At 64.1% G+C, this 21014-nt stretch carries 22 protein-coding genes; 8 read left to right on the top strand and 14 right to left on the bottom strand.

Annotation, left to right across the window (positions count from 1 at the left end):
* The 3 genes from AC1DMG_RS05735 to AC1DMG_RS05725 all read right to left on the bottom strand — a co-directional run bounded on the left by AC1DMG_RS05735 (position 1) and on the right by AC1DMG_RS05725 (position 2024).
* Positions 1–630: a class I SAM-dependent methyltransferase gene (locus AC1DMG_RS05735; RefSeq protein WP_441602099.1), complete on the bottom strand. Its 630-nt coding sequence runs from the start codon at positions 628–630 to the stop codon at positions 1–3.
* Positions 631–699: 69 nt separating this feature from the next.
* Positions 700–1362, bottom strand: coding sequence for a helix-turn-helix transcriptional regulator (locus tag AC1DMG_RS05730; RefSeq protein ID WP_441602098.1), 663 nt, complete (start codon positions 1360–1362; stop codon positions 700–702).
* 2 nt (positions 1363–1364) lie between these two features.
* A complete protein-coding gene (locus AC1DMG_RS05725; RefSeq protein ID WP_441611349.1) occupies positions 1365–2024 on the bottom strand; it encodes a hypothetical protein in 660 nt (219 codons plus the stop codon).
* A 205-nt stretch (positions 2025–2229) separates the two neighbouring features.
* On the opposite strand from AC1DMG_RS05725, the gene AC1DMG_RS05720 reads away from it, so the two are divergent.
* The 5 genes from AC1DMG_RS05720 to AC1DMG_RS05700 all read left to right on the top strand — a co-directional run bounded on the left by AC1DMG_RS05720 (position 2230) and on the right by AC1DMG_RS05700 (position 7586).
* A complete protein-coding gene (locus AC1DMG_RS05720) occupies positions 2230–2937 on the top strand; it encodes a DUF3348 domain-containing protein (RefSeq protein ID WP_477180243.1) in 708 nt (235 codons plus the stop codon).
* 10 nt (positions 2938–2947) lie between these two features.
* Complete coding sequence (locus AC1DMG_RS05715; protein WP_477178545.1) at positions 2948–5044, top strand: DUF802 domain-containing protein; 2097 nt, start codon at positions 2948–2950, stop codon at positions 5042–5044.
* Positions 5041–5691 carry an OmpA family protein gene (locus AC1DMG_RS05710; RefSeq protein ID WP_441602094.1) on the top strand — a complete coding sequence of 217 codons (651 nt, stop codon included), beginning with the start codon at positions 5041–5043 and terminating at the stop codon, positions 5689–5691. The genes AC1DMG_RS05715 and AC1DMG_RS05710 overlap by 4 nt, the downstream gene beginning before the upstream one ends.
* Positions 5681–6322: a DUF2894 domain-containing protein gene (locus AC1DMG_RS05705; protein WP_441602093.1), complete on the top strand. Its 642-nt coding sequence runs from the start codon at positions 5681–5683 to the stop codon at positions 6320–6322. Before AC1DMG_RS05710 ends, AC1DMG_RS05705 begins: the two co-directional genes overlap by 11 nt.
* A gap of 346 nt (positions 6323–6668) precedes the next feature.
* A complete protein-coding gene (locus tag AC1DMG_RS05700; RefSeq protein ID WP_441602092.1) occupies positions 6669–7586 on the top strand; it encodes a JmjC domain-containing protein in 918 nt (305 codons plus the stop codon).
* A 233-nt stretch (positions 7587–7819) separates the two neighbouring features.
* On the opposite strand, the gene AC1DMG_RS05695 is transcribed toward AC1DMG_RS05700, so the two are convergent.
* The 8 genes from AC1DMG_RS05695 to AC1DMG_RS05660 form a co-directional block, all read right to left on the bottom strand.
* Positions 7820–9247 carry an apolipoprotein N-acyltransferase gene (locus AC1DMG_RS05695; protein WP_441602091.1) on the bottom strand — a complete coding sequence of 476 codons (1428 nt, stop codon included), beginning with the start codon at positions 9245–9247 and terminating at the stop codon, positions 7820–7822.
* Entirely contained in the window at positions 9231–9815 is a 585-nt protein-coding gene (locus AC1DMG_RS05690; RefSeq protein ID WP_441611351.1) for a TetR/AcrR family transcriptional regulator, read from the bottom strand. Before AC1DMG_RS05690 ends, AC1DMG_RS05695 begins: the two co-directional genes overlap by 17 nt.
* Before the next feature lie 103 nt (positions 9816–9918).
* Positions 9919–10680 (bottom strand): ABC transporter permease, encoded by a 762-nt coding sequence (locus tag AC1DMG_RS05685; protein ID WP_477180242.1) that lies wholly within the window; start codon positions 10678–10680, stop codon positions 9919–9921.
* Positions 10677–11624: an ABC transporter ATP-binding protein gene (locus AC1DMG_RS05680; protein ID WP_441602088.1), complete on the bottom strand. Its 948-nt coding sequence runs from the start codon at positions 11622–11624 to the stop codon at positions 10677–10679. The genes AC1DMG_RS05685 and AC1DMG_RS05680 overlap by 4 nt, the downstream gene beginning before the upstream one ends.
* Positions 11625–11789: 165 nt before the next feature.
* Positions 11790–12176, bottom strand: coding sequence for a DUF1090 domain-containing protein (locus AC1DMG_RS05675; RefSeq protein ID WP_441602087.1), 387 nt, complete (start codon positions 12174–12176; stop codon positions 11790–11792).
* Between the two features lie 98 nt (positions 12177–12274).
* Complete coding sequence (locus tag AC1DMG_RS05670; RefSeq protein WP_441611353.1) at positions 12275–13060, bottom strand: alpha/beta fold hydrolase; 786 nt, start codon at positions 13058–13060, stop codon at positions 12275–12277.
* Positions 13061–13185: 125 nt separating this feature from the next.
* Positions 13186–13530 carry an FxLYD domain-containing protein gene (locus AC1DMG_RS05665; protein WP_441602085.1) on the bottom strand — a complete coding sequence of 115 codons (345 nt, stop codon included), beginning with the start codon at positions 13528–13530 and terminating at the stop codon, positions 13186–13188.
* A gap of 123 nt (positions 13531–13653) precedes the next feature.
* Positions 13654–14559 (bottom strand): LysR family transcriptional regulator, encoded by a 906-nt coding sequence (locus tag AC1DMG_RS05660; RefSeq protein ID WP_441602084.1) that lies wholly within the window; start codon positions 14557–14559, stop codon positions 13654–13656.
* A gap of 220 nt (positions 14560–14779) precedes the next feature.
* Here AC1DMG_RS05660 and AC1DMG_RS05655 point away from each other — a divergent pair, with 220 nt between their 5' ends.
* The 3 genes from AC1DMG_RS05655 (at position 14780) to AC1DMG_RS05645 (ending at position 17940) form a co-directional block, all read left to right on the top strand.
* Positions 14780–15481 (top strand): SDR family oxidoreductase, encoded by a 702-nt coding sequence (locus AC1DMG_RS05655; RefSeq protein WP_441602083.1) that lies wholly within the window; start codon positions 14780–14782, stop codon positions 15479–15481.
* A 256-nt stretch (positions 15482–15737) separates the two neighbouring features.
* On the top strand, positions 15738–17240 hold the full coding sequence (gene pdxR, locus AC1DMG_RS05650) for a MocR-like pyridoxine biosynthesis transcription factor PdxR (protein WP_441602082.1): 1503 nt from the start codon (positions 15738–15740) through the stop codon (positions 17238–17240).
* Positions 17241–17385: 145 nt separating this feature from the next.
* Complete coding sequence (locus AC1DMG_RS05645) at positions 17386–17940, top strand: hypothetical protein (protein WP_441611355.1); 555 nt, start codon at positions 17386–17388, stop codon at positions 17938–17940.
* Between the two features lie 60 nt (positions 17941–18000).
* Here the strand turns inward: AC1DMG_RS05645 and AC1DMG_RS05640 are convergent, their stop codons facing one another.
* The 3 genes from AC1DMG_RS05640 to AC1DMG_RS05630 all read right to left on the bottom strand — a co-directional run bounded on the left by AC1DMG_RS05640 (position 18001) and on the right by AC1DMG_RS05630 (position 20746).
* The gene (locus tag AC1DMG_RS05640; RefSeq protein ID WP_441602080.1) at positions 18001–18651 is read right to left on the bottom strand and encodes a uracil-DNA glycosylase; all 651 of its coding nucleotides are present in this window, start codon (positions 18649–18651) and stop codon (positions 18001–18003) included.
* A 68-nt stretch (positions 18652–18719) separates the two neighbouring features.
* Positions 18720–19157 carry a LysR substrate-binding domain-containing protein gene (locus AC1DMG_RS05635; RefSeq protein WP_477180241.1) on the bottom strand — a complete coding sequence of 146 codons (438 nt, stop codon included), beginning with the start codon at positions 19155–19157 and terminating at the stop codon, positions 18720–18722.
* A 68-nt stretch (positions 19158–19225) separates the two neighbouring features.
* Positions 19226–20746: a tetratricopeptide repeat protein gene (locus tag AC1DMG_RS05630; protein ID WP_441602078.1), complete on the bottom strand. Its 1521-nt coding sequence runs from the start codon at positions 20744–20746 to the stop codon at positions 19226–19228.
* Positions 20747–21014 lie beyond the last annotated feature (268 nt).

Below are 21014 nucleotides of genomic sequence, written 5' to 3'. Positions count from 1 at the left end.
TCAGCACCGCCGCAACAGCAGGAACAGGTAGAGATCGGTGAATGTGCCCAGCCCGCGTGGAAGCACGCGCTCCAGCCGAAAATGCGGCGCGGCCGCACGCGCCACGATGCGCGGCGCAAAGCGATGGATGTTGCTCTCGCTGGTAATGGCATAGTGGCCGCGCAGCGCGAGATTGAGCAGGTTCGCCCGCCACCATCGATAACGCGCGTCGCCGAGGAAATACGGGTTGAGCATGCTTGCCAGCACGAAGCCGCCGGGGCGAACCACGCCCGACAGCTGCTCGAACAGCGCCGCCTGATCGGGAATATGGTTGAGCACCGCGAAATTCGCCGTCACGGCGCCCACCCGGCAGGCCTGCGGCGATGTCACCGGCATGATCGCCTTGCGCTCGATATCGTCGCGGCAGTGCACGGCCAGGTAACCGCGCATGGCCTCGGACGGCTCATACACGAACGTCGGGTGACCGCTGGCGGCATAGGTCTTGGCATCGATGCCGGTGCCCGCGCCGAAATCGAGCACCTCGGCGCCGGCGGGCAACAGCTCCAGCGCCAGCTTCTGAAAGCGGTCGCGCACCTGCTGGTCGCGCGGCGAGCTCAGCATGATTTGGTGGTACTGCTCGCCCGTATGCATGTGTGGTTCGCCCGACCTCTCGCTGCCCGCAGCGTGCATCGCTTCGGCTCTGCGTGAGTGCCCGGCCGGTTACGGAAGGTTGTGCGGGTCAGGCTCCGTCGCCGCCACGCCGAGACGGAAGCGGCAGCACTGCCCGCCGCGCACGATGCATTCCATGTGGTGCACCTCGCGCCCGCTGGCCGCCTTCATATAGGCCAGGTCGAACTTGCACACTTCCTTGTGTTGCCTGGCCACCTCGTGAAAGACGCAATTGAAGGCTTCGATCTGCCATTCGTCGCGATATTTCACTGGCAGCGCCTCGTAGCCCAGGCGATCGAGCTGCGCCGACAGCGCGCGCACGACCTCTTCGTGGCTCGCCGTGGCCGGCAAGGGCAGCTCCCGCTGGCCCAGTGAGCGGCCCATCTGCTGCATGAAGGCTTCGAGTTGTTCGTCGCCCAGCTGCGTGCGCAGGGCGACGAACATTTCCGAAGCAATCACCGCGTAGTTGCGGGGGAACAGCGCGCTGCCCGTCTCGGTGATGCGAAAGATCGCCAACGGTCGCCCGCCGCTGGGACGCGAGCGGGCCCGCTCCACGTAGCCGTGCGCGATCAGCGCGCTCAGGTGCTGGCGCACGGCGTTATGGGTGATGCGCAGCTTGCCGCAGAGGGTCTCGACCGTGCTCCCGGCGTGTTCCGCCAGCAGGGCCCGCATCAGGCGCTGCTGCGTATCGCCAAGCTGGTCCAGACCGCTCACGATCAGGCTGCCTTGGCCGGGAACTGCTTGGCGATGGCGCCGGCCAGCGCATCGGCAATCACGTTCATATGCTGCTGCATCGCGGTCCAGGTGCTGGCTTCGGCCGTCATGTCGCCTGCCATGATTTCCTCGATCTGTGCCGAATGATGCGCCACATGCCCGGCCAGCAGGCTCGATACCGCCGATTCCGGCAGGTTCGGATTGGCGCCGGCGAGGAATTTGGCGATCTCGCCGCCATTGGTGGCCAGCGCGTTCATCGCCGCCGTTTCGGCGGTCTTGTCGTGCGTGCTGTCGGCCTGGGTGAGCGCCTTCACGCCAGCCCAATGTCCCGCCAGCAAGGTGAACATCTGCTCGCCCGCGGCCTTCCCATAGAAGCTGCCCACTGCATTGGCGATTGCCTTGGCATTGGTCACCACGGCGTCTTCCGCCGCCTTCGCCTTGGCGGCGTCGTGCGCATGCACGGCCAGGGCGTATTCGCGGGTGTGCACCACATGGTCGTGCCACAGGGAGCGCATGGCCGCCTGCAGCTTGGGGGCGGCCACGGGCGCGGCGGTTTCTGCCATGGCCATGCCATCCATCGTGGCAGCGGGTGCGGGCTGGGCGAAGGACAAACCCGTACCGGTCAGGAACAGGGCGGAGGCGAAGATAAGTCGAGCGTTCATTGGTTTTCCCCATGGATGTCGCCGGATGCGACTACGCTCATCCTGGGCCAGCCCTCGAGATACGCAATCAACCTATGTGTAAAGCCTACTACAGCTAGTGCTGAACGGGATCGGGCCGAACCGGCCGGCGGCGAGTGCCGACATCGCGCGGAAGGCGCCCGGGTCGGCTTACCGTGTAAAATGACGGTTTTATTGCCAGTAGTTGATGGTGTCTGCCTCTCCCTGGACGACAGTCCGTGGCCCAACGTTCATTCGCTTGCTTGCACGCCTGACGGACGTTGACGTCGCCCAATCCARACAGTCGCTYTCGGACCGGCTGAGCCAWTGGCTCGACTGGACGCATGCGCTGGCCTTGTCCACGGTGCTGGACGGCCAGCCCTCCGTCGACGGCGGCGATGCCCCCTCCTTCGGCAGTGCGGATGATGAGGAGTGCGCGCGTGCGCGCGTGTCGCTGGCGCAGACGATTGCCGGCGACAAGGCGTTCACCGAACGACAGCCGGCGGACGAGGCGGTCGATTACGCCGTCTTCCGCCAACGCTACTTCGCCCTGCAGCGGAAGATGCAGGCGACCACCGGCCATCTGCGCGGCCGGCTGCGCGACATGCTCGCGCAGAAGAGCCACGACATGGCGCGACTGGCCGCGGTGGATGCGGTGATGGAGCAGGCGCTGAGTCCGCGCGAACAAATGCTGTTGGCCGCCGTGCCTGCGGTACTGGGAAAACATTTTGATCGCCTGCGCGAGGCCGAGGGCAAATCGCTCGACGATGCGCAGGCCACCGAGAACACCACCGCGGTGATCCGCGGCGCCTGGCTGGACGTGTTTCGCAGGGATATGCAGAGCGTGTTGCTCGCCGAACTGGACGTTCGTTTTCAACCGGTCGAAGGCTTGCTTGCAGCGCTTCGCACCAGCTAATTGGGTAGTCATGTTCAGAAATCTTCTTCATCTCGCCGTGTTCGTTGCCGGCCTTGTCGCGGTGTGCTGGATCGGCGCCGGTTACATCGGTTCCAATCCGCTGGGCGCTGCCGTCGCGGGTTTGATTGGCCTGTGCTATCTCGCCGGTGCGCTGGAGTTGCATCGCTATCGGCAAGCCACGGCAACGCTGACGCAGGCGGTGACGGCGCTGTCCGCCGCGCCGGCCAGCCTTGCTGACTGGCTCAGCAGCCTGCATCCGAGCGTGCGCAACGCGACGCGCCTGCGCGTCGAAGGCGAGCGCGCGGCCATGCCCGTGCCGTCGCTCACGCCGTATCTGGTCGGCTTGCTGGTGCTGCTGGGCATGCTCGGCACCCTGCTCGGCATGATGGCGACGCTGCGCGGCACCGGCATCGCGCTGGAAAGCGCGACCGATCTGCAGGCCATCCGCGGCTCGCTCGCCGCGCCGGTCAAGGGCCTGGGCTTTGCGTTCGGCACGTCGATTGCCGGCGTCGCCAGCTCGGCCATGCTCGGCCTGCTCTCCGCCCTGTGCCGCCGCGAGCGCCTGCAGGCCGTGCAGCTGCTGGACGCGAAGATCGCCACCACGCTGCGCGTGTACTCGCAGAGCCATCAGCGTGAGCAGGCTTTCAAGCTGCTGCAGCAACAGACCGAGCTGATGCCGACCCTGGTCGATCGCCTGCAGACGATGATGGCGACCATCGAGCAGCAGAGCGTCGCTGCAAACGAGCGCCAGCTGGCCGGGCAGGAAGCGTTCCACGCGCGTACCGAAGCGAGCTACACCCGCCTCGCCGCTTCGGTGGAAACGTCGCTGAAGGACAGCGTGAGTGAAAGCGCCCGTGCCGCTTCGTCGGCATTGCAGCCCATCATGACGGCCACGATGGACGGTATCGCGCGCGAGACCGTGTCGCTGCACAATCAGGTGAATCAGGCCGTGCAGCAGCAACTGCAGGCGCTGACCCGCGGCATGGAGACCACCACCACCACGGTCGCCGAGCTGTGGAACGCCGCCCTGGCGGAGCATCGCGGCACCAACGAAGCACTGACTCACGACCTGCGCGGCTCACTGCAGCAATTCACCGACACCTTTGAACAACGCTCGGCCGGCCTGCTGGACAACGTCTCCGCACGCCTGGACGCCACCACCCACGGCGTTGCCGACGCCTGGAAGCAGGCGCTGTCGCAGCAGCAGGACGCCAATGGCGAACTCGCCGCGCGCAATCAGCAGGCCTGGGATACGGCCGCGGCAAGTTTCGAACAACGCGCCGCATCGCTGGTCGAGCTGATGCAGCAATCGCATGCGCAGCTGCAAGCCACGCTGGAATCGCGCGATCACGAACGACTGGCCGCCTGGTCGCAGGCGCTCGGCGCCATGACCGACACGCTGGGCACGCAGTGGGCGCAGGCGAGCGAGCATGCCGCGAGCCAGCAGCAGACCGTCTGCGATGCACTGGCGCGCACCGCCGCCGACATCTCGGCACAAACCCAGTCGCACGCCAGCGCCACCATCGCCGAGATCTCCCGCCTGGTCGAGGCCGCCTCCGAAGCACCCAAGGCCGCCGCCGAAGTGGTTGCCGAGCTGCGCCAGAAGCTGTCCGAAAGCATGGTGCGCGACACCGCCATGCTGGAAGAACGCAGCCGCCTGCTGGCCACGCTGGAAACCCTGCTCGATGCGGTAAACCACGCATCCACCGAGCAGCGCACCGCCGTGGACGCACTGGTGGTCACCTCGGCCGACCTGCTGGAGCGCGTCAGCACGCGCTTCACCGACCATATCGAAGCGGAGACCGGCAAGCTCAACGCCGTGGCCGCACAAGTCACCAGCAGTGCCGTCGAAGTGGCGAGCCTGGGCGATGCGTTCGGCGCGGCGGTGCAGTCGTTTGGTCAATCCAACGAGGCACTGATGGAACGCCTGGAGCTGATTGCCAGCGCGCTGGACAAGTCGGTCGCGCGCAGCGACGAGCAGCTCGCTTACTACGTGGCCCAGGCGCGGGAAGTGATCGACCTGAGCATGCTGTCGCAGAAGCAGATCATCGAAGACATGCAGCAGCTTGCCAGCCAGCGCGCCGCGATCGAGGCCGAAACGGCATGATCGACGACCTGGAAGGCGAAGCCGAATCGAGCGCCACGATCTGGGCCGCCTTCGGCGACCTGATGTCGGTGTTGCTGGGCGCGTTCGTGCTGATCCTGGTCGGCGTGATCGGCATGCAGTTGCAGCTGTCGAGCCGGCTGGATGAAGAGGTCAAACAGCGCCAGGCCGAAGCGCAGCGTCGCCAGACGCTGGAGCAGGCCTTGGCAGGGCCGCTGGCCGCCGGACGCGTCACTCTGGTCAATGGGCGCATCGGTATTCGCGGCAGCGTGTTGTTTGCCTTGAACTCCGATCAGTTGCAGCCGGAAGGACGCGACCTGTTGAAGAGTCTTGCCAGTCCACTGGCCGGCTATCTGAAATCGCGCGACGAAATCCTGATGGTCAGCGGCTTCACCGACGACCGCCAGGTGCGCGACGGCAATAAGCAGTTCGCCGACAACTGGGAACTGTCGGCCGAGCGCGCGCTCACCGTCACCCGCGCCTTGATCGCCGAAGGCGTGCCTGCGTCATCGGTATTCGCCGCCGCCTTTGGYGCGGAGCAACCGGTAAGCACGAATACAAACGACGAAGGCCGCGCCAAGAATCGCCGCGTGGAAATGGCGCCAATGCCGCGACCGTCGAATGCCAACGTGGCTGCCCATGAGCCCTGATGCGGCGACCGCTCGCGCGAAGTTAGCCGCGTGGCGTGAACAAGGCGCCGACCGGCTCGATCCCATGCGCTTTCACGTGATGGAAGCGCTGGCAACGCGCGCGTCCAGGCACGAAGGCAAGACGCGGCACATCCTCGATGCTCGCCTGGCCGAACTGATCGAGGCGTACGCGCACGAACTGGGCAATGCGGCGCCCGGCGCGAACACCGATCAGGCGACGACAGGTGCGCCAAGTGCGCTGAATGATCTGCTCGCCCATATCGAAACGGGCATAGCGGCGCGCCTTGAGCACGCCGCCACTCGTGAAGCACTGCCAGGCGCCAGCTATCCCACGCTGGAGATGCTCGATCAGTTCAAGAGGCTCTGGTCCACGCTGCGCACCACCAGCCAGATGCGGCAGTCGCTGGAACAGGTGCCGGAGAATGCGGGCCCCTTGAACTCCGGCGCGCTGGTGCATCGTTCCATCGCACTCATGCGCGAACTGTCGCCGGGTTATCTCGAACAATTCCTCTCGTACGCGGACAGCTTGTCGTGGATCGAACAGATCAACGCAAACGCACCGACGACGAGTGATGCCGCGCGTGCGCCAAGCACCCGCAAACGCGCCAAGGCGAAGCCGCGCGCAAGCTGATTGCCAGTCACCAGCGTAGCCACAAGTGACGCACGGTTGTATCAGCAACGCTTATCGACAGATACGCGCAAGCTAGCTTTTTTAAGGCGTTGAACCGCGATTTTCAGCACGCACCATGCGCGTCGCCATCGTTGCGCGGCGAAACTATTTTCGCCTTTCCTGACGCCAGGCGATCGAGTGCAATCTCTTGCGACGATGCACGTACAGCCATCCCGGAACGTAGTTTCTTTCACGGCGTATTGCGTTTAGACGCCTGCTCGCTGGCGATGCCTCAGCGTATAAATATTCATCACAGGGGCCACACATCACACGCGACGCATGCGCTCGCAAGGGTTGGGGGTCCGCTATGAGTGAAAGCACAAAAACGTTTATCGAGATGGATTGGGACGCGTTTGATCCATGGCGCATCCAGCCGCTGAAACACTGTCTGACTGACCACCCGCTGTTGCAGACCGAACAGCTGGTGGAACTTGGCAAGCGCTGTCGCGGCACCAAGCTCTGGTACGCGTTCAACAGCAATGTCAGCGCCGGCACCGACTTCGACGACGCTGCCAGCTTGTTTCCCACTGCCAAGTCGGCGGTCGATTCGCTACGCGATATCAGCGCGGCGAAGGCGTGGGTGCTGCTGCGGCACATCCAGGCGGACCCGCTCTATCGCGAGCTGGTCGATGCGGTGATCAATCCGATCAAGCCCCAGATCGAGCGCAAGGATCCCGGGCTTTACTACCGCGCGGGCTGGATCTTTTCCGCCTCGCCCAATACAGCCACGCCTTTCCACATCGATCGCAGCCACGTGCTGCTGTTGCAGGTGCGTGGCACCAAGACCGTCTATGTCTGGGACGCCGATGACACCGCCGTATGCAGCGACCGTGCTCGCGATTGCTTTCACATGCGTCACGATTTGAGCCGCACGCTGTGGAGCGAGGAGTTCCGCCAGCGCGCACACGTGTTCAAGCTGGGGCCCGGCACGGGCGTATACATGCCGCTGACCAGTCCGCACATGGTGGAGACCAGCGACGAGTCGTCCACCACCATCAGCTTCACCTACAACACCGACGCCACGCGCAGGAACGCCAAGGTGCATGTGATGCGCGAGATGCTCTTCCGGCTCGGCATGACGCCGCCGGACTATGGCAGGAACCACGTGTTTGATCGGGCGGCATACGCCGCGGCGTCAGCCATCGTGGTGTGTCGCGGCCCGGGTGGGCATCCACCCGCCTGCCCTTCTCTGCTTCACAAGAGCGCGTACGCCGTCGCGGATTAGCTGCGCCGCGGGGTGGCCAACCTCCGCCATAGGCCAGAAAGCAGAGGCCAGCTCCCGCGCTAAAACGTAATTTCCTGCTGATCGGGGCGAAGCTGATATCCGCCGCGAGGGCAACGGGCGAATGCACGCCGGCGGGGAGATCCCCACCTGCTGAAGACTACGTAATTTTGCGCGAACCGGACGACGGTCTGCCGCGTGCCATCAATTCCGGTGCGGAAGCGGCGCTAAGTGTTTCATCGCTGCGACACGGACGGTCGCAGCGCGAATGCAAGGCATGCGGCCAGGCCCAACATATCGAGCCAGGCAAACCAGTCGCCCCAGCGGCCGTAGAGCGTGCGTGTTTCACGCAACGGCAGCTCACCGACCAGTTCGGCGTCGTGTTGCTCGCTGGACGCTTCGGCGACCACGCGGCCGCGATCATCGCTCAGGGTGAGCCGGCCGGAACGAGGTGCACGCGCCACGGCAAAGCCGTTTTCCACGCCGCGCATGATGGCCATGCGTCCGTGCAGCCAGCCGTCGATGCTGAAATCCCATGCCGGCACCAGCAGCAATTGCGCATGGCGCGCGGCGTAGGCGCGGCCAATGTCGTGGAAGTCCATGTCCTTGCATACCGCCAGACCGATCCGCGGCCCGTCGCCAAGCATGGTGTAGCCGCTGCCCGGCGTGTACTGACGCTCGAAGCCCGGTATCAGGTGCTGCTTGCTGTAGGTTGCCGGCGACGCCGCTGCCGGTTGGAACACCGCCAGCATGTTGCGTTCGGCGCGGGGATCACCCTTGAAGTCGATGCCGGCCGCCACGGTGATGCCACGCCGCGTCGCCAGCTGCGCCAGCGCAGGAAGGTTGGCATCGGGCGTGGCGAACGAGGTTTCGGGTATCAGCACCAGATGCGCGCCCTGGTCCGCGAGACGACTCACGGCATCGACATAGCGCGCTTGCAGGGCCTGGCCATCGGCATCCGCCAGGGCGGGACGGATCGGCTTTTCCAGCGACACCAGGCCGATGCGCATCGTAGACACGGCTGGCGCCTGCAACCGCCAGCCGCCATAGGCAAGCGACACGGCGAGCACGACGGCGGTCGACACCGCCACGATCAAGCGGTCTCGTTTTGCAGCCCGCGGTGCGAGCAGCACGGCGATCGCGGTGGGCACCAGCAACACCAGGAAACTGATACCCCAGAGTCCGGCGACTGCGGCCACCTGGAGGATGGGCAGGGCATCCATCTGGGTGTAGCCGATGCTGCCGAAGGTGCCGTGCGGCGAAAGCAGGCTGCTGATGTATTCGATGGCAAGCCAGGCGGTCGGCACCGCCAGCGTCGCCAGCAAGCTGCTGCCACGCAGCAGCAATCGACGAAACAGCAGCACGCACAAAGCGAGCGCCACGCCCGGCATGCCGATGGCATACGCAATGAACGGCAGCGGCAAACCGATGTAGTGGTGCAGGTAGTCCCACTGGTTGAAGCCACCGGTCGCGAACGCAGCGAAGGCAGCGAGTGCAGCCACGGGCGCACGCACCCTCGGCGCGAGCCACAGCACCGGCAGCGGCGCCAGCCAGGTAAGCCACCACAGCGGTTGCACGCCGCTGCCATACCACCAGCACAGGGCAGCCAGCGCTGTCGCGCCCAGCCAGGTCAGAAGAGCGGAACCATCAAGCCTTGATGCCATGGATCAACCTCTCCATCGATTGCAGATAGAAAGCGCGGAACGCCGCCTCGTCGAAACTGAAACGACCGGCGCGATAAAGGGCGACCAGACCGTGCTGCTGGGCCCAAAGGGCCATGGCGACATCGTGCGGGTCGTCTTGCTTGAGCACGCCCTTGGCCATCCCTTCGGCCACGGTGTCGACCACGACATTGAAGGTGGGCGACAGCCCGGCGCGGAAATCCTCGGGATAACGGCGTGCGTCGTCGCGGCGCACCGAGAAGGCGTGATCGAACAGGTGTGGGTGCGCCAACGCGTAATCGAGATAAGGGCCAGCCAGCGCCATCAGTCGCTTCATCACGTCGCGGCTCTTCCCGCGATGCGCCTCCCACTCATGCGCGACGGCCTTGAAGCTGTCATCGGACAGCTGCTTCAGCAATGCATCGCGAGTCGGGAAGTGCCGATAAATCGCCATCGGGGTGATACCCACCGCCTCGGCGACGCGGCGCATGGTCACTGCGTCGGCGCCTTCGCGATCGAATAGCCGATGCGCGGCCTTGAGGATTTTTTCGGCGGTGGTGAGGCGGCTCATGTATACACTGTATACATGACGGACGGGACGAGGCAATGGCCCAGACGTCACGGCCCGGGCACTTGGAACTTCCAGCATATCGGGGCGGCGGCCCGCCCCGGACTCAGGAGCGCAGCTTGTATCCGGTGCGGAAGATCCAGGCCACCGCCACGGCGCACAGCAGCAGAAAGCCCAGGGTCATGCCTGCGCTCAACACCACGTTGACGTCGGAGTGTCCGTAGAAGCTCCAGCGGAAGCCGCTGATCAGATAAACCACCGGGTTGAACAGCGCGACCTTCTGCCAGAACGGCGGCAGCATGCCGATGGAATAGAACGCGCCGCCAAGGAAGGTGAGCGGCGTCACCACCATCAACGGGATCACCTGCAGTTTCTGGAAGTCATCCGCCCACAGGCCGATGATGAAACCGAAAAGGCTGAAGKTCACCGCCGTCAGCAGCAGGAACACGATCATCCAGCCCGGATGCAGGATGCTGTACGGCACGAAGAAACGCGCCGTCACAAGGATCAGCAGCCCGAGCATCACCGACTTGGAAGCGGCCGCGCCCACATAGCCCAGGATCGCCTCCAGCGCTGACACCGGGGCGGAAAGCAGTTCATAGATGGTGCCCGACCACTTGGGCAGATAAATGCCGAACGAGGCGTTGGAGATGCTCTCGTTGAGCAGCGACAACATGATCAGGCCGGGAATGATGAAGGCGCCATAGCTGGTGCCCCCGATCTCGCCCATGCGCGAGCCGATTGCCGTGCCGAACACAATGAAATACAGCGACGTCGACAACACCGGCGACACGATGCTCTGGGTCAGGGTGCGGAAGGTGCGGGCCATCTCGAAGCGGTAGATGGCGCGGATCGCGGGGAGATTCATGGCGCACCCCGCACGAGGCTGACGAAAATATCTTCGAGCGAACTTTCCAATGTATGCAGGTCCTTGAAGTCCACGCCGCGCTCGGCCAGCTTGCGCAGCAGTTCGGCAATGCCGGTGTCTTCGCTCTGGGCGTCGAAGGTATAGATCAACGTGGCGCCGTCGTCGGCCAGCTCCAGGCCGGTTGCATCCAGGCCCTCGGGCAGCGCCTGCATCGGCGTCTGCAGCGTGATGGAAAGCTGCTTCTTGCCCAGCTTGCGCATCAGTACATCTTTTTCTTCCACCAGGATCAGCTCACCGCGCGTGATTACACCCACGCGGTCGGCCATTTCCTCGGCCTCCTCGATGTAGTGCGTGGTGAGGATCACGGTGACGCCGGTTTCGCGAAGCCCGCGCACCATCTGCCACATGTCGTGGCGCAGTTCCACATCGACGCCGGCGGTGGGTTCGTCCAGGAACAGGATGCTGGGCTCATGCGCCAGCGCCTTGGCGATCAGCACGCGGCGCTTCATGCCCCCGGACAGGGTCATGATCTTGGCGTCCTTCTTTTCCCACAGCGACAGTGCACGCAGCACTTTCTCGATATGCGCGTCGTTGCGCTCGCGCCCGAACAGGCCGCGGCTGAATCGCACCGACGCCCAGACCGTTTCAAAGGCATCGGTGGATAGTTCCTGCGGCACCAGGCCGATCTTCGAGCGCGTCGCGCGATAGTCGCGCAGCACATCGTGACCATCCACCGTCACGTTGCCGCCGCTGGGTTTGACGATGCCGCAGATGATGCTGATCAGCGTGGTCTTGCCTGCACCATTGGGACCGAGCAAGGCAAAGATCTCGCCACGCCGTATGTCCAGATCGATCGCCTTCAGCGCCTGGAAGCCGCCCTTATAGGTCTTGCTGATGCCTCGTATGGAAACGGCTTGCTGGGTCAGGTGGGACGAGTCGTTCATGGGGTTCCTTGGTTCGAACGCAGCTCAACCATGAGGATTCTAACCCCGACATTCAATGGCCACGTGACACGAAAGGTTCGCTTGCAGGCATGAGGCGCCGCGCTTCATGCGACTGCGCCTCGGCGGGAGCGGCGTCCACTCCGGTGCTGGCAAGATCCCGCGGGATCAGTGCAAGGCCTCGGCATCCATCATGGCCTGCTGGAGTTGGGCATGGGCTTCGTCCGCCTTGCGCTGGCGGTCCGCCATCTTGTCGGCGCTCTTGCCCTGCTCCCTGGCTTCCTGCAACTCCTGATCCCGCGCGACCACCTTCTGCTGCGCCTTGGCCACCTTTTGTTCGGCATCGGTGCGCAACGATTCATCCGAGCAATGCGCTTTCACTTGCGCCAAGGCGGTCTGCAGTCCTTGCACGCGCGAGGCGTTGCCGTGGGCCTGGGCATAAGTGATTTCCTGCTCGATCGATTGGCGCTTGGCATCGCAACCGCCCGACTGGGCGAGCAGTACAGCTGGGCACAGGGAAGCGGCAAGAAGGGCCAGCGAGGTGACGACTTTCATGGGCGACTCCTGGAGTGATCGAGGGGAGCGCCAACGCAGCGGCGCCCTTCCTCATGGTCCATTCGTCGAGTGATCGTAATGTGTTCGCCGCGCCCTGCTCAGCCTGTGAGCACTCGCTCGGCATACGCCTTGAAGGCAGCGGAGACGGCCGCCGGTTGATCGATCCACGGGAAATGACCGGCATCCGGGATCGCCGCCGTCATCACGTTGGGCGTGTTGTAGCGCGCGGCCGACCATCCGCGCTGGCTCACGATCCGGTCGCATTCGCCCCACAGGCGCAGCACCGGTATGTCGAGCGGCCACCAGCTGGCCGCATAGGTGTGATCGAAGTGGGCGTCCGACCATTCCACCGCCGCGCGGTTATAGGGCATGCGCGCCAGCAGGGCGCGCCCCGCTTCCAGCGCTGCGGGCGTGAAGTTCCACTCGGCGGAGGTGACCGCCAAGGTGGTGAGATTCTCGACAGAGGGGTCCTTCGTGTACGCGACGACGGCCTGCTCGAAAGCCGGCAGGGGATCGCGCCTGGTCATCGCCACGTATTGGGCATGCCAGGCGCAATCAGGTGCGGTATCCAGCAAGGCCAGGCCGCGAACCACGCCGCGCAATGCCGGCGTGGCCAGCAGATACATGCCGCCGGTGGAGTGCCCCACGAAAACAGCGTCGCCAACGGCCTGCGCGGCTTCGATCAGCACCTGCGGCCAGTGCGCGAACGGGTCGTCGCTTGCGTGCTCCGTATTCGAACCGTCGCCCGGAAGATCAATCAGCCAGATATGGCCGGGTACGACCATGGCATCGGCCAACTCCTGCAGGCTTTCCGAACCAATGCCGGGGCCGCCGGGCAGCAACAACCAATTGAGCGTGCCGTGCCGCGATGAATGAAGACGCATGCGGACGCCGGAGTCGGTAAAGCGCGTTTCCATGCTTTGCTGTTCTCGAAGGGGGAGCGGTCATTATCGAGCCGTCCGCGAGCGCGGACTTTCCAAATCCCCCGATTCAACCCGCGGCGTGGACGTTACCGCTCCTCGACACGCAGCACGCGCGCCCGGCTCACATTGCCCCGGGCGACCGCATGGAACTTCCACGTCTGCCCGGGCGCGAGGTTATGCACCTGATCCGTCGCACGCCCGATGGCATGACCCATGGCGTCGAACAAGCGGAAGCTCACCCGAGCCGAATGCACCGGCACGCGACCCACGTTGGTCAGCGTGCCCACGACTTTATTGTGCCCCGGCTTCACGTCGCGTTCGACCCGATAAGCACCCAGCCGCACATGCCGCACCGGCGCACCCGCAGCGACGGCCGACGAACTCACCACACATCCAAGCAACACCCACCACACGATCGAGCGACGTTTCATTGCAATCAGGGACAGCACCAGGGACGAAGCGCGCAAGTCTAGATTGATTCGAGCCCGTTGCGCAGTCACTTCGATCACAGCAAGCCAGCGGCGTGGCCGAAGCTCAGCGGGTTGCCATCCGTATCAGGGATGTTGATAGCCGAAGCGCTCGCGCAGTCGCGGCGTGGCGAAATCGATGAAAGCGCGTAGTTTCAGGGGCATCTGCCGCTGGCCCGGATACACCAGGCTCAGCGGCATGGGAGCAGGCTCATAGGCCTGCAGCAAGCGCACCAGCATGCCGGCTTTCAGCAGATGATCGACTTGATCGGCCAGGACACGCACGATGCCGCCATCCTCGGTGGCGGCGATCACGGCGGCTTCGGCCGAATTGACGCTCAGGCGCGATGACACCTTGACCACCCGCGAGGCCTGACCCTCGCCGAATTCCCACATGTCCGCCGCCGAGTAGCCCACGTAAGTGATGCAATCGTGCGCAGCAAGATCTTCGGGTTTCTGCGGGACGCCACGTGCCTGCAGATACGCAGGACTGGCGCACAGCACACGGTCGAGCAGTGCGATGCGCGTGGCTACCAGGGTGCTGTCGGGCAAGGCGCCAAGTCGTACGGCAAGATCGACATGATCCTCCAACAGATGGCTGACCTGATCGCTCAACTGGATGTGCGCGCGAATCTGCGGAGCGCTGCGCAGGAACGCGACAAGCACCGGGACCACGTGATTGCGTCCGATCACTACCGGCGCGCTGATGATCAATTCACCCTGCGGCGCGCGGTATTCACCGGCGGCGGTGCGTTCGACCTGCTCGATGTCTTCCAGAATCTGCCGACAGGAGGCGACGTAATCGCGCCCTGCATCGGTCAGCACGAGTTTCCGCCCACCGCGCAACACCAGGCGGACATTGAGGTGCGCTTCCAATTCCGACACGCGGCGGCTGACGGTGGCCAGCGGCATATGCAGCTGCCGGCTGGCGGCGGAAAGGCTGCCCGCGTCTACCGCCGTCAGCAGCACGGTCATGGCTTCGAGTCGGTCCACGGCCTCTCACCAGATGAAAGGGTGCCTTCCGAATTTACCGTCTAGTGCCCGGATTTGAAAGGATCTAGCCTTTGCGTCCATGCGATGAGCCCTTGAAACACATGCTCCCCTTACGGCGACCGGCCAACCGGGGGACCTCTGGAATTCGTCACGAAACTCATCACGGCCGGGACCGCCTGAGGCGGCATCACTCCCTTTCCCCCATCTCCTGGAGTTTCCTATGAACATCAAAGACGCCACTGTTCTTGTCACCGGTGCCAATCGCGGACTCGGCCTGGTTTTCACCCGCGAGCTGCTCGCCCGCGGCGCCCGCAAGGTCTACGCCGCAGCGCGCGACCCCGCCACGATTACCGAGCCCGGTGTGCAACCTCTGCGGCTGGACGTCACCAACCCGGACGACGTGGCGGCTGCCGCCAAGCTCGCCTCGGATGTGACGCTGGTGATCAACAATGCCGGCATCGCCCAGGCCGGCGGCTTTCTTGCCGAGGACAGCGAAGCCGTCACGCGACGCATCTTCGAGACCAACTTCTACGGCATGCTGAGCATGAGCAAGGCTTTCGCGCCGGTGCTCAAGGCCAACGGCGGCGGCGCCTTGCTCAATGTGCTCTCGGTCGTCTCGTGGGTGAGCGGCGCGATGGCCGCCTATTCAGCCAGCAAATCCGCCGCGTGGTCCCTCACCAATGCGCTGCGCCTCGAACTGGCAGGACAGAACACGCAGGTGACGGCGCTGCATATGGGCTTTGTCGATACCGATCTTGCCCGTGACTTCGATGCCCCGAAGTCGACGTCGGAGGACATCGTCAAGCGCGCGCTCGACGGGCTCGAAGCGGGCGAGGATGAAGTGCTGGCCGATGAGCGCAGCGTGCAGGTGAAGCAAGGCTTGGCAGCAGCGCGGCCCATCTACTTGCCGCCACGCTCCTGAAGTTCGGCATGGAGGTGATCGCCCGCCAGCGCGCAGCCTCCAAGCCTGTTCCAAGGGTGATGGCGCGCGGGATTCGATCACGTGTGGGCTATGGACTTACAACACCGAGCGCCTGAACATGGCGCTCGGTCGTACCTCGATGCAGGATGGTCCCGCTTGCTCCGCGTTGATTGGCAACCGCTGGAAGCGCAGGACCCGCTCCGCTGCAGTAGCTTGTTCACCTCCCCGTGCGCTTGAGCCAGTTCGGAGGCAGTTCGTGGCAAGTGATGTGCTGGATACGAATAGCCTGTTCGAAATTGCTTTCGAACTCCCGCCCAAGGGGAGCCGCCGTTCGGCGGCAGCCGTCTACACGCAATTGCGTGCCGCCATCCTGGATGGTCGCTTGGTCCCTGGGGCCAAACTCCCGGTGGAACGTCAGTCGGCGACCTTTTTCGGCGTCTCAAGAAACACGGTTGCCCGGGCTTATGCGCGACTGGCGCTCGAAGGATGGGTACAGTCCCGGCAAGGCTCGGGAACCTACGTACTGCCCAAGCAAAAACGCCCGCCGCGTGAGCGGCCCTCGACACGGCAAGCGCCCGATCCACGCCTGAATGCGCTGTGGTCGCGACCTGAGCTGGCACAGGCGCTGAATTTCTGGAACGACAGTCAACCGGGAACCTCGACAAGCACCGCGAGGTGTCTGGATTTTCGTCCCGCGCTGGTTGATCCGCGCCTGTTTCCATTCGACATATTCCGCCGGGTCAGCGCCAAGCAACTCCGGCGAATGGAATTGAAGCCTCCCGCCTTCAAGAGCCCGCAGGGCAATCAGGGGCACTACCCGTTGCGGGCAGCCGTTTCGACGCATATCGGCGTGTCGCGTGCGGTTGTCTGCGAGCCCGACGATGTGCTGGTGACCGCCGGCGCGCAACAAGCCTTCGATATGCTCGCCCGAGTGCTGGTGACCCCAGGGGTTACGACAGTCGCCATTGAGGATCCTGGCTATCCACCGATGCGTGCGGCCTTTCTCGCTGCCGGCGCGAAGGTAGTACCCATACCGGTGGACGCGGAAGGACTGGTGGTTCACGCCTTGCCGGACTCGGTACGCATCGTGTGCGTTTGTCCGTCGCACCAGTTTCCGTTCGGCGTCTCCATGTCGATGCGGCGGCGATCGGCATTGCTCGACTTTGCCCGCAAGCATGGCGCGGTCATCATTGAGGACGATTACGACGGAGAGTTCCGCTACGACGGCGCTCCGCTGCAGGCGCTGCGTTCAACGGCCACCGCGAATGAGGTGTTCTATGTGGGAACCTTCTCCAAGTGCATGTTTCCCGCATTGCGCCTGGGCTTCATCGTGGCGCCCCCATGGGCCATGTCGGCGCTGGTCACGGCCAAGAACTGTCTCGACTGGCATTGCCCGACCTTGACGCAAATGGCCGTCGCCCGTTACATCGCGGACGGCCACCTGGCGCAACATGTACGCAAGCTCCGTGATGTGTTTCGAAAGCGCAGAGATCTACTGGTCGACATCCTCCGAGCGGATTTCTCCGAAGAACTATCGCCGATGCAGTCGCACTACGGCATGCACGTGTCGGCGTCCGCGACGCAACCCCATCGCTTGGAACGCGTCACGGCACGATTGTCGGAGTCCAACGTGCATTTGCATTCCTTCGAGCGCTATTTCTTCGGCTCGCCAACATCGGAAGGACTGGTATTCGGCTACGGGGCGGTTGACCTCAACGATATCGAACAAGGGCTCAAGGCGCTGCGCCGCGTGCTCTAGCCACGCCCGGTCGTTCGCTACCTGGCGCCCCGCGTCCAACTCGCGCCCATCGAAGTGGACCACGCGAGTTTCTCCTCATTGGCCCCACAGGAACGATCGGTTTTCCCTAGAGTCACGCCTCAGGCTTGGCTAAATGGAGAAAACGATGACGTGGAGACTGCAATTAGGTGGAGGCATGCTGGCAGGTGTCCTGGCCTGCCTGTCCCTGAGTGCAAGGGCCGAAACGCCGCGCGACGGGTCCCATGACTTCGACTTCGCTCGCGGTGCGTGGCATACGCACGTGACGCAAGTACTCGACCCATTCGAAGGCGGGACTCACACGGTCACCATGGACGGCACCAAGACGGCGCGGCCGGTCTGGAATGGCCGCGCATGGCTGGAGGAGATCGAGGCCGACGGCCCGGATGGACACTGGGAGGGCGCCACGCTCTTCGTCTACAACGCCAAGGCCGGGCAATGGAGCCAGACCTACATAGACGGCGATACGGGAGCGTTCGAGGCTCCCACGACTGGCAGCTTCAAGGACGGTCGCGGCGAGCTATACGGCACGTCCGTCTATAAGGGACGTACCGTGCTGGTGCGTGGCGTCTGGTCGGACATCACCACCAACTCCCACCGCTTTGAAATTGATTACTCCAGGGACGGCGGCCGAACCTGGGCGACTTCGTTCAAGGCGTACTTGACGCGGGTCAAGCCATAGCGCGGATCCAACCGTGCTTCTCATGGTCGAAAGCGTTCGCGCGGCACGTCGCCCTTGCCATCAGAGTTGCTGCGCCACCAAGGCAAGTCCGGCGCGGAACATCGTCGCGCCACCATTGGAAGGATGGCGGATCTTGTCGGCGTGTACGCCCAGCTTGCGCAGCGAATCGGCGGCGACATTGCCCACGGCCACCACGGTCACGCCAGGCAACGCAGCCATCAGTTGCTGCAGCAGTGCCGCGCCCATGGCCTTCTCCGCTTCGTTGGGCGCACGGTTCGACAAGGGCGTCGCGCCGTGCGGATGCCATGGGAAGGCGCCCCACAGGACGGTGTGATCCATCAAACCTTGTTCACGCAGCGCGTGCCACACGATGGTGGACGATGGCTCGCGCCAGGGTAGCCGCCGCGAAGTAAGTCGGCCGTGCAACTTTCCGATACGCGGCACGCCATCCTCCAGCAGCAGAGCCTCGGAGGTGAACGGGCAACCGGTGATCCGTGTGCCTTGATAGCCTGGCGCCTCGCCGACCAGCAGCAACCTCGGTGCAGGAGCAGACAGATGCAGCCTCAGGCGTTCGCGGCGGCCTTCGATCGCGGCGGGAGCAATGTCGTCGCTGGAGATAGCGTTCCACGGATCGAAGACGTGCGGTATACCGGCGGTCGGCGCCGAGTAGAGTGCTTCCAGGAAGGCTTCGATCTTCGCAGTAGTGCGCATGGCCATAGGCATAAGGCTTAGTGATCTTCCACGAGCGCCATCCGACGCGCCATCCAGTCCATCCGACTTTACGCCCTGATCGCCTCGATCAGTGCTCTCAAACCCGCCGACTGATGTTTGCGACTCGGAAAGTAGAGGAACAGATTTTCCTCCGTCGTGCACCAATCCTCCAGGCAGTATCGAAGTCGACCATCGGCGATATAAGGCGCAGCGCGATCCTCCCACTCATAGGCAAGCCCTACGCCTTGCGCCGCGGCATCGACCATCAGTTCCTGGCTGTCCAGGGCGAGTGGTCCATCGACGTCCACCTGGATGGCTTCGCCCGCCTTGGTGAATTCCCAACCAAAGATGGCGCCGCTGGGAAAGGCGTAGCGAATGCAGAATGTCGTTGCGTTCCTGGCTTCCGATGACGCGCCGTTTGTTTCGGGGCATGGATTGCTGGTGGATGGTGGTTGGTCGATCGCCTGATCGCTTGCAGCACCAATGCACTGCATCCCGAGCAGCACCGATGTGTGCTGCTCGACGCGCGCTGAAAATGCGATCAATGGCCTTTTGAGCTGCTATCCGTTGCGCGTCACAGCCGCTCCATGCGCAGCCACGATGGATCACCGAGCCATGCGCGCTGAAAAGCCGCTCGCGCCGCGGCCGCTTCGCTTTGATGGCCCAGCGCATCTTCGCTTTGGGCCAGTCCATACAACGCCCAGCCGTTCTGCGGCGTTTGCTGCAGCGCTGCCTGGAATGCTCGGCTGGCTTCCTCAAATCGCCCCGCTCCGAACAAAGCCGCGCCAAGCGACTGGCTGACCGGGTAGTACCAGTACGCGGGCTCCTGATAGGGAATCTTGCGCTCGAGCGTGATGGCTTCGCGATAGTGATCCGCTGCCTCGTCGAAGCGGCCTTGCGCGTGCGCAAATCTGCCACGCGCGACAGCTTCGGCAAGCAGAAGGAGATCGGGTGCAGGTACCCCCTGCTCGATCATCGGCGCGAACGCATCGGAAGCACGCAGCGCGGCGAGCGCCCTCAGTTCGCTGTCGAAGGCGGCACGATCTTGTCGCTGGGCATGGGCGACTGCGCGTGAGTAATGGCGCATGGCTACCGCATAGGGAAGACGCGCATCCGCCGGTGGCATGGCGAGTATCGCCTCGGCTTGCGCGAACTGCGCCATCGCCAGATAAGGCGCAGCATCGATCGCCTGCACCCAGGCAATGCGCGCGGACGTCTCCGGATCGAGCACGGTACGCAGTCGACCGGCCTCGCGGATAGCGGTGTCCATGTCGCCGGCCATCTGGGCCGAGGCGACGATGAAATGGATGTTGTGCGGGTAGTAGCCGTAACGCACCAGGCTGTGGTCATCGGTACGGCGAATCAGCCCTTCGTCGGATCGGGCCGCCGCAACGTTGACCCTCATGGCATCGGCATATCGCCCCGTCAATGCATAGATATGCGCCGGCATGTGGACGAGGTGTCCCGCGCTCGGAGCGAGCGGTTGCGCCAAACGATCCGCAGCCGCTTCGGCGCGGCGTGGATCGGCGCTGTTCTCCATGAGATGGATATAGAGGTGAGCCGCCTGCAGGTTTTCCGGATGGCGGGCAAGCACCTTCTCGATCAACGCAACGGCCTCACCGCTGCGCCCTACGGGCGTTCGCTTGTCGGCTTCCCAGTAGTTCCATGGGCTGGTATCCATCGCCGCTTCCGCGGCGAGCACCGCGACGTCGTCGTCGTTCGGAAAGCGACGCGCGACATCCAGCATGGCGTCGGCATAGGCCGCATCGAGCACGGCACGATCAGCCTTCGCATCGCGAGAGTAGCGGCGCGCAATGGCGTCGATCAGCGCCTGCTCAAGTGGCGATGCGTGCGCGCGAAGTGCGAGCGCCCGATCCATCGCAGCCAGCGCGCTGGTCCGGTCGCGATCGTCCATCGGAGCATTGATATTGGGTCCCAGCGCGAGTGCCTCGCCCCACCAGCACATCGCGCAACCCGGATCGAGCCGCTGCGCCTCCCTGAATGAGCGCACCGCTCCCGCGTGATTGAAACCGTAGGTGAGGACCAAGCCCTGATTGAAGTAGCGCCTGGCCTGCTCGCTACGCGTCGTGATCAAGAGCCGAGATCCTGTGAGATCGGCGAAGAGCGGCATGGGCGCCGATGCAACGCCCGCTGGCCCGGCAACAGCCGATGCAAATGCCAGGTGGCGCGTCAGAGACCATGTGGCCGACCCGCTGCCACACATCGCAGTGGCCAGCAGAGCAGGATCAAGAGTCCTTGCTTGGGATAGATAAGACGTGACAAGCGACGAACTGGTGAGTGCAACACCAGCCCCGGCGAGTACTGCGTACTTCAACAACTTGCGCATGGCCAAGGCTCCGTAG

The sequence above is a fragment of the Dyella sp. 01N36 genome, assembly GCF_056399745.1.
This window is presented reverse-complemented; position numbering and strand designations above follow the sequence as displayed.

What these genes read in the sequence shown, in the direction of transcription:
- AC1DMG_RS05735 (WP_441602099.1), bottom strand. Translation starts at nt 630, where the DNA reads ATGCATACGGGCGAGCAGTACCACCAAATCATGCTGAGCTCGCCGCGC.
- AC1DMG_RS05725 (WP_441611349.1), bottom strand. Translation starts at nt 2,024, where the DNA reads ATGAACGCTCGACTTATCTTCGCCTCCGCCCTGTTCCTGACCGGTACG.
- AC1DMG_RS05715 (WP_477178545.1), top strand. Translation starts at nt 2,948, where the DNA reads ATGTTCAGAAATCTTCTTCATCTCGCCGTGTTCGTTGCCGGCCTTGTC.
- AC1DMG_RS05705 (WP_441602093.1), top strand. Translation starts at nt 5,681, where the DNA reads ATGAGCCCTGATGCGGCGACCGCTCGCGCGAAGTTAGCCGCGTGGCGT.
- AC1DMG_RS05700 (WP_441602092.1), top strand. Translation starts at nt 6,669, where the DNA reads ATGAGTGAAAGCACAAAAACGTTTATCGAGATGGATTGGGACGCGTTT.
- AC1DMG_RS05695 (WP_441602091.1), bottom strand. Translation starts at nt 9,247, where the DNA reads ATGGCATCAAGGCTTGATGGTTCCGCTCTTCTGACCTGGCTGGGCGCG.
- AC1DMG_RS05690 (WP_441611351.1), bottom strand. Translation starts at nt 9,815, where the DNA reads ATGAGCCGCCTCACCACCGCCGAAAAAATCCTCAAGGCCGCGCATCGG.
- AC1DMG_RS05680 (WP_441602088.1), bottom strand. Translation starts at nt 11,624, where the DNA reads ATGAACGACTCGTCCCACCTGACCCAGCAAGCCGTTTCCATACGAGGC.
- AC1DMG_RS05675 (WP_441602087.1), bottom strand. Translation starts at nt 12,176, where the DNA reads ATGAAAGTCGTCACCTCGCTGGCCCTTCTTGCCGCTTCCCTGTGCCCA.
- AC1DMG_RS05670 (WP_441611353.1), bottom strand. Translation starts at nt 13,060, where the DNA reads ATGCGTCTTCATTCATCGCGGCACGGCACGCTCAATTGGTTGTTGCTG.
- AC1DMG_RS05665 (WP_441602085.1), bottom strand. Translation starts at nt 13,530, where the DNA reads ATGAAACGTCGCTCGATCGTGTGGTGGGTGTTGCTTGGATGTGTGGTG.
- AC1DMG_RS05655 (WP_441602083.1), top strand. Translation starts at nt 14,780, where the DNA reads ATGAACATCAAAGACGCCACTGTTCTTGTCACCGGTGCCAATCGCGGA.
- AC1DMG_RS05645 (WP_441611355.1), top strand. Translation starts at nt 17,386, where the DNA reads ATGACGTGGAGACTGCAATTAGGTGGAGGCATGCTGGCAGGTGTCCTG.
- AC1DMG_RS05640 (WP_441602080.1), bottom strand. Translation starts at nt 18,651, where the DNA reads ATGCGCACTACTGCGAAGATCGAAGCCTTCCTGGAAGCACTCTACTCG.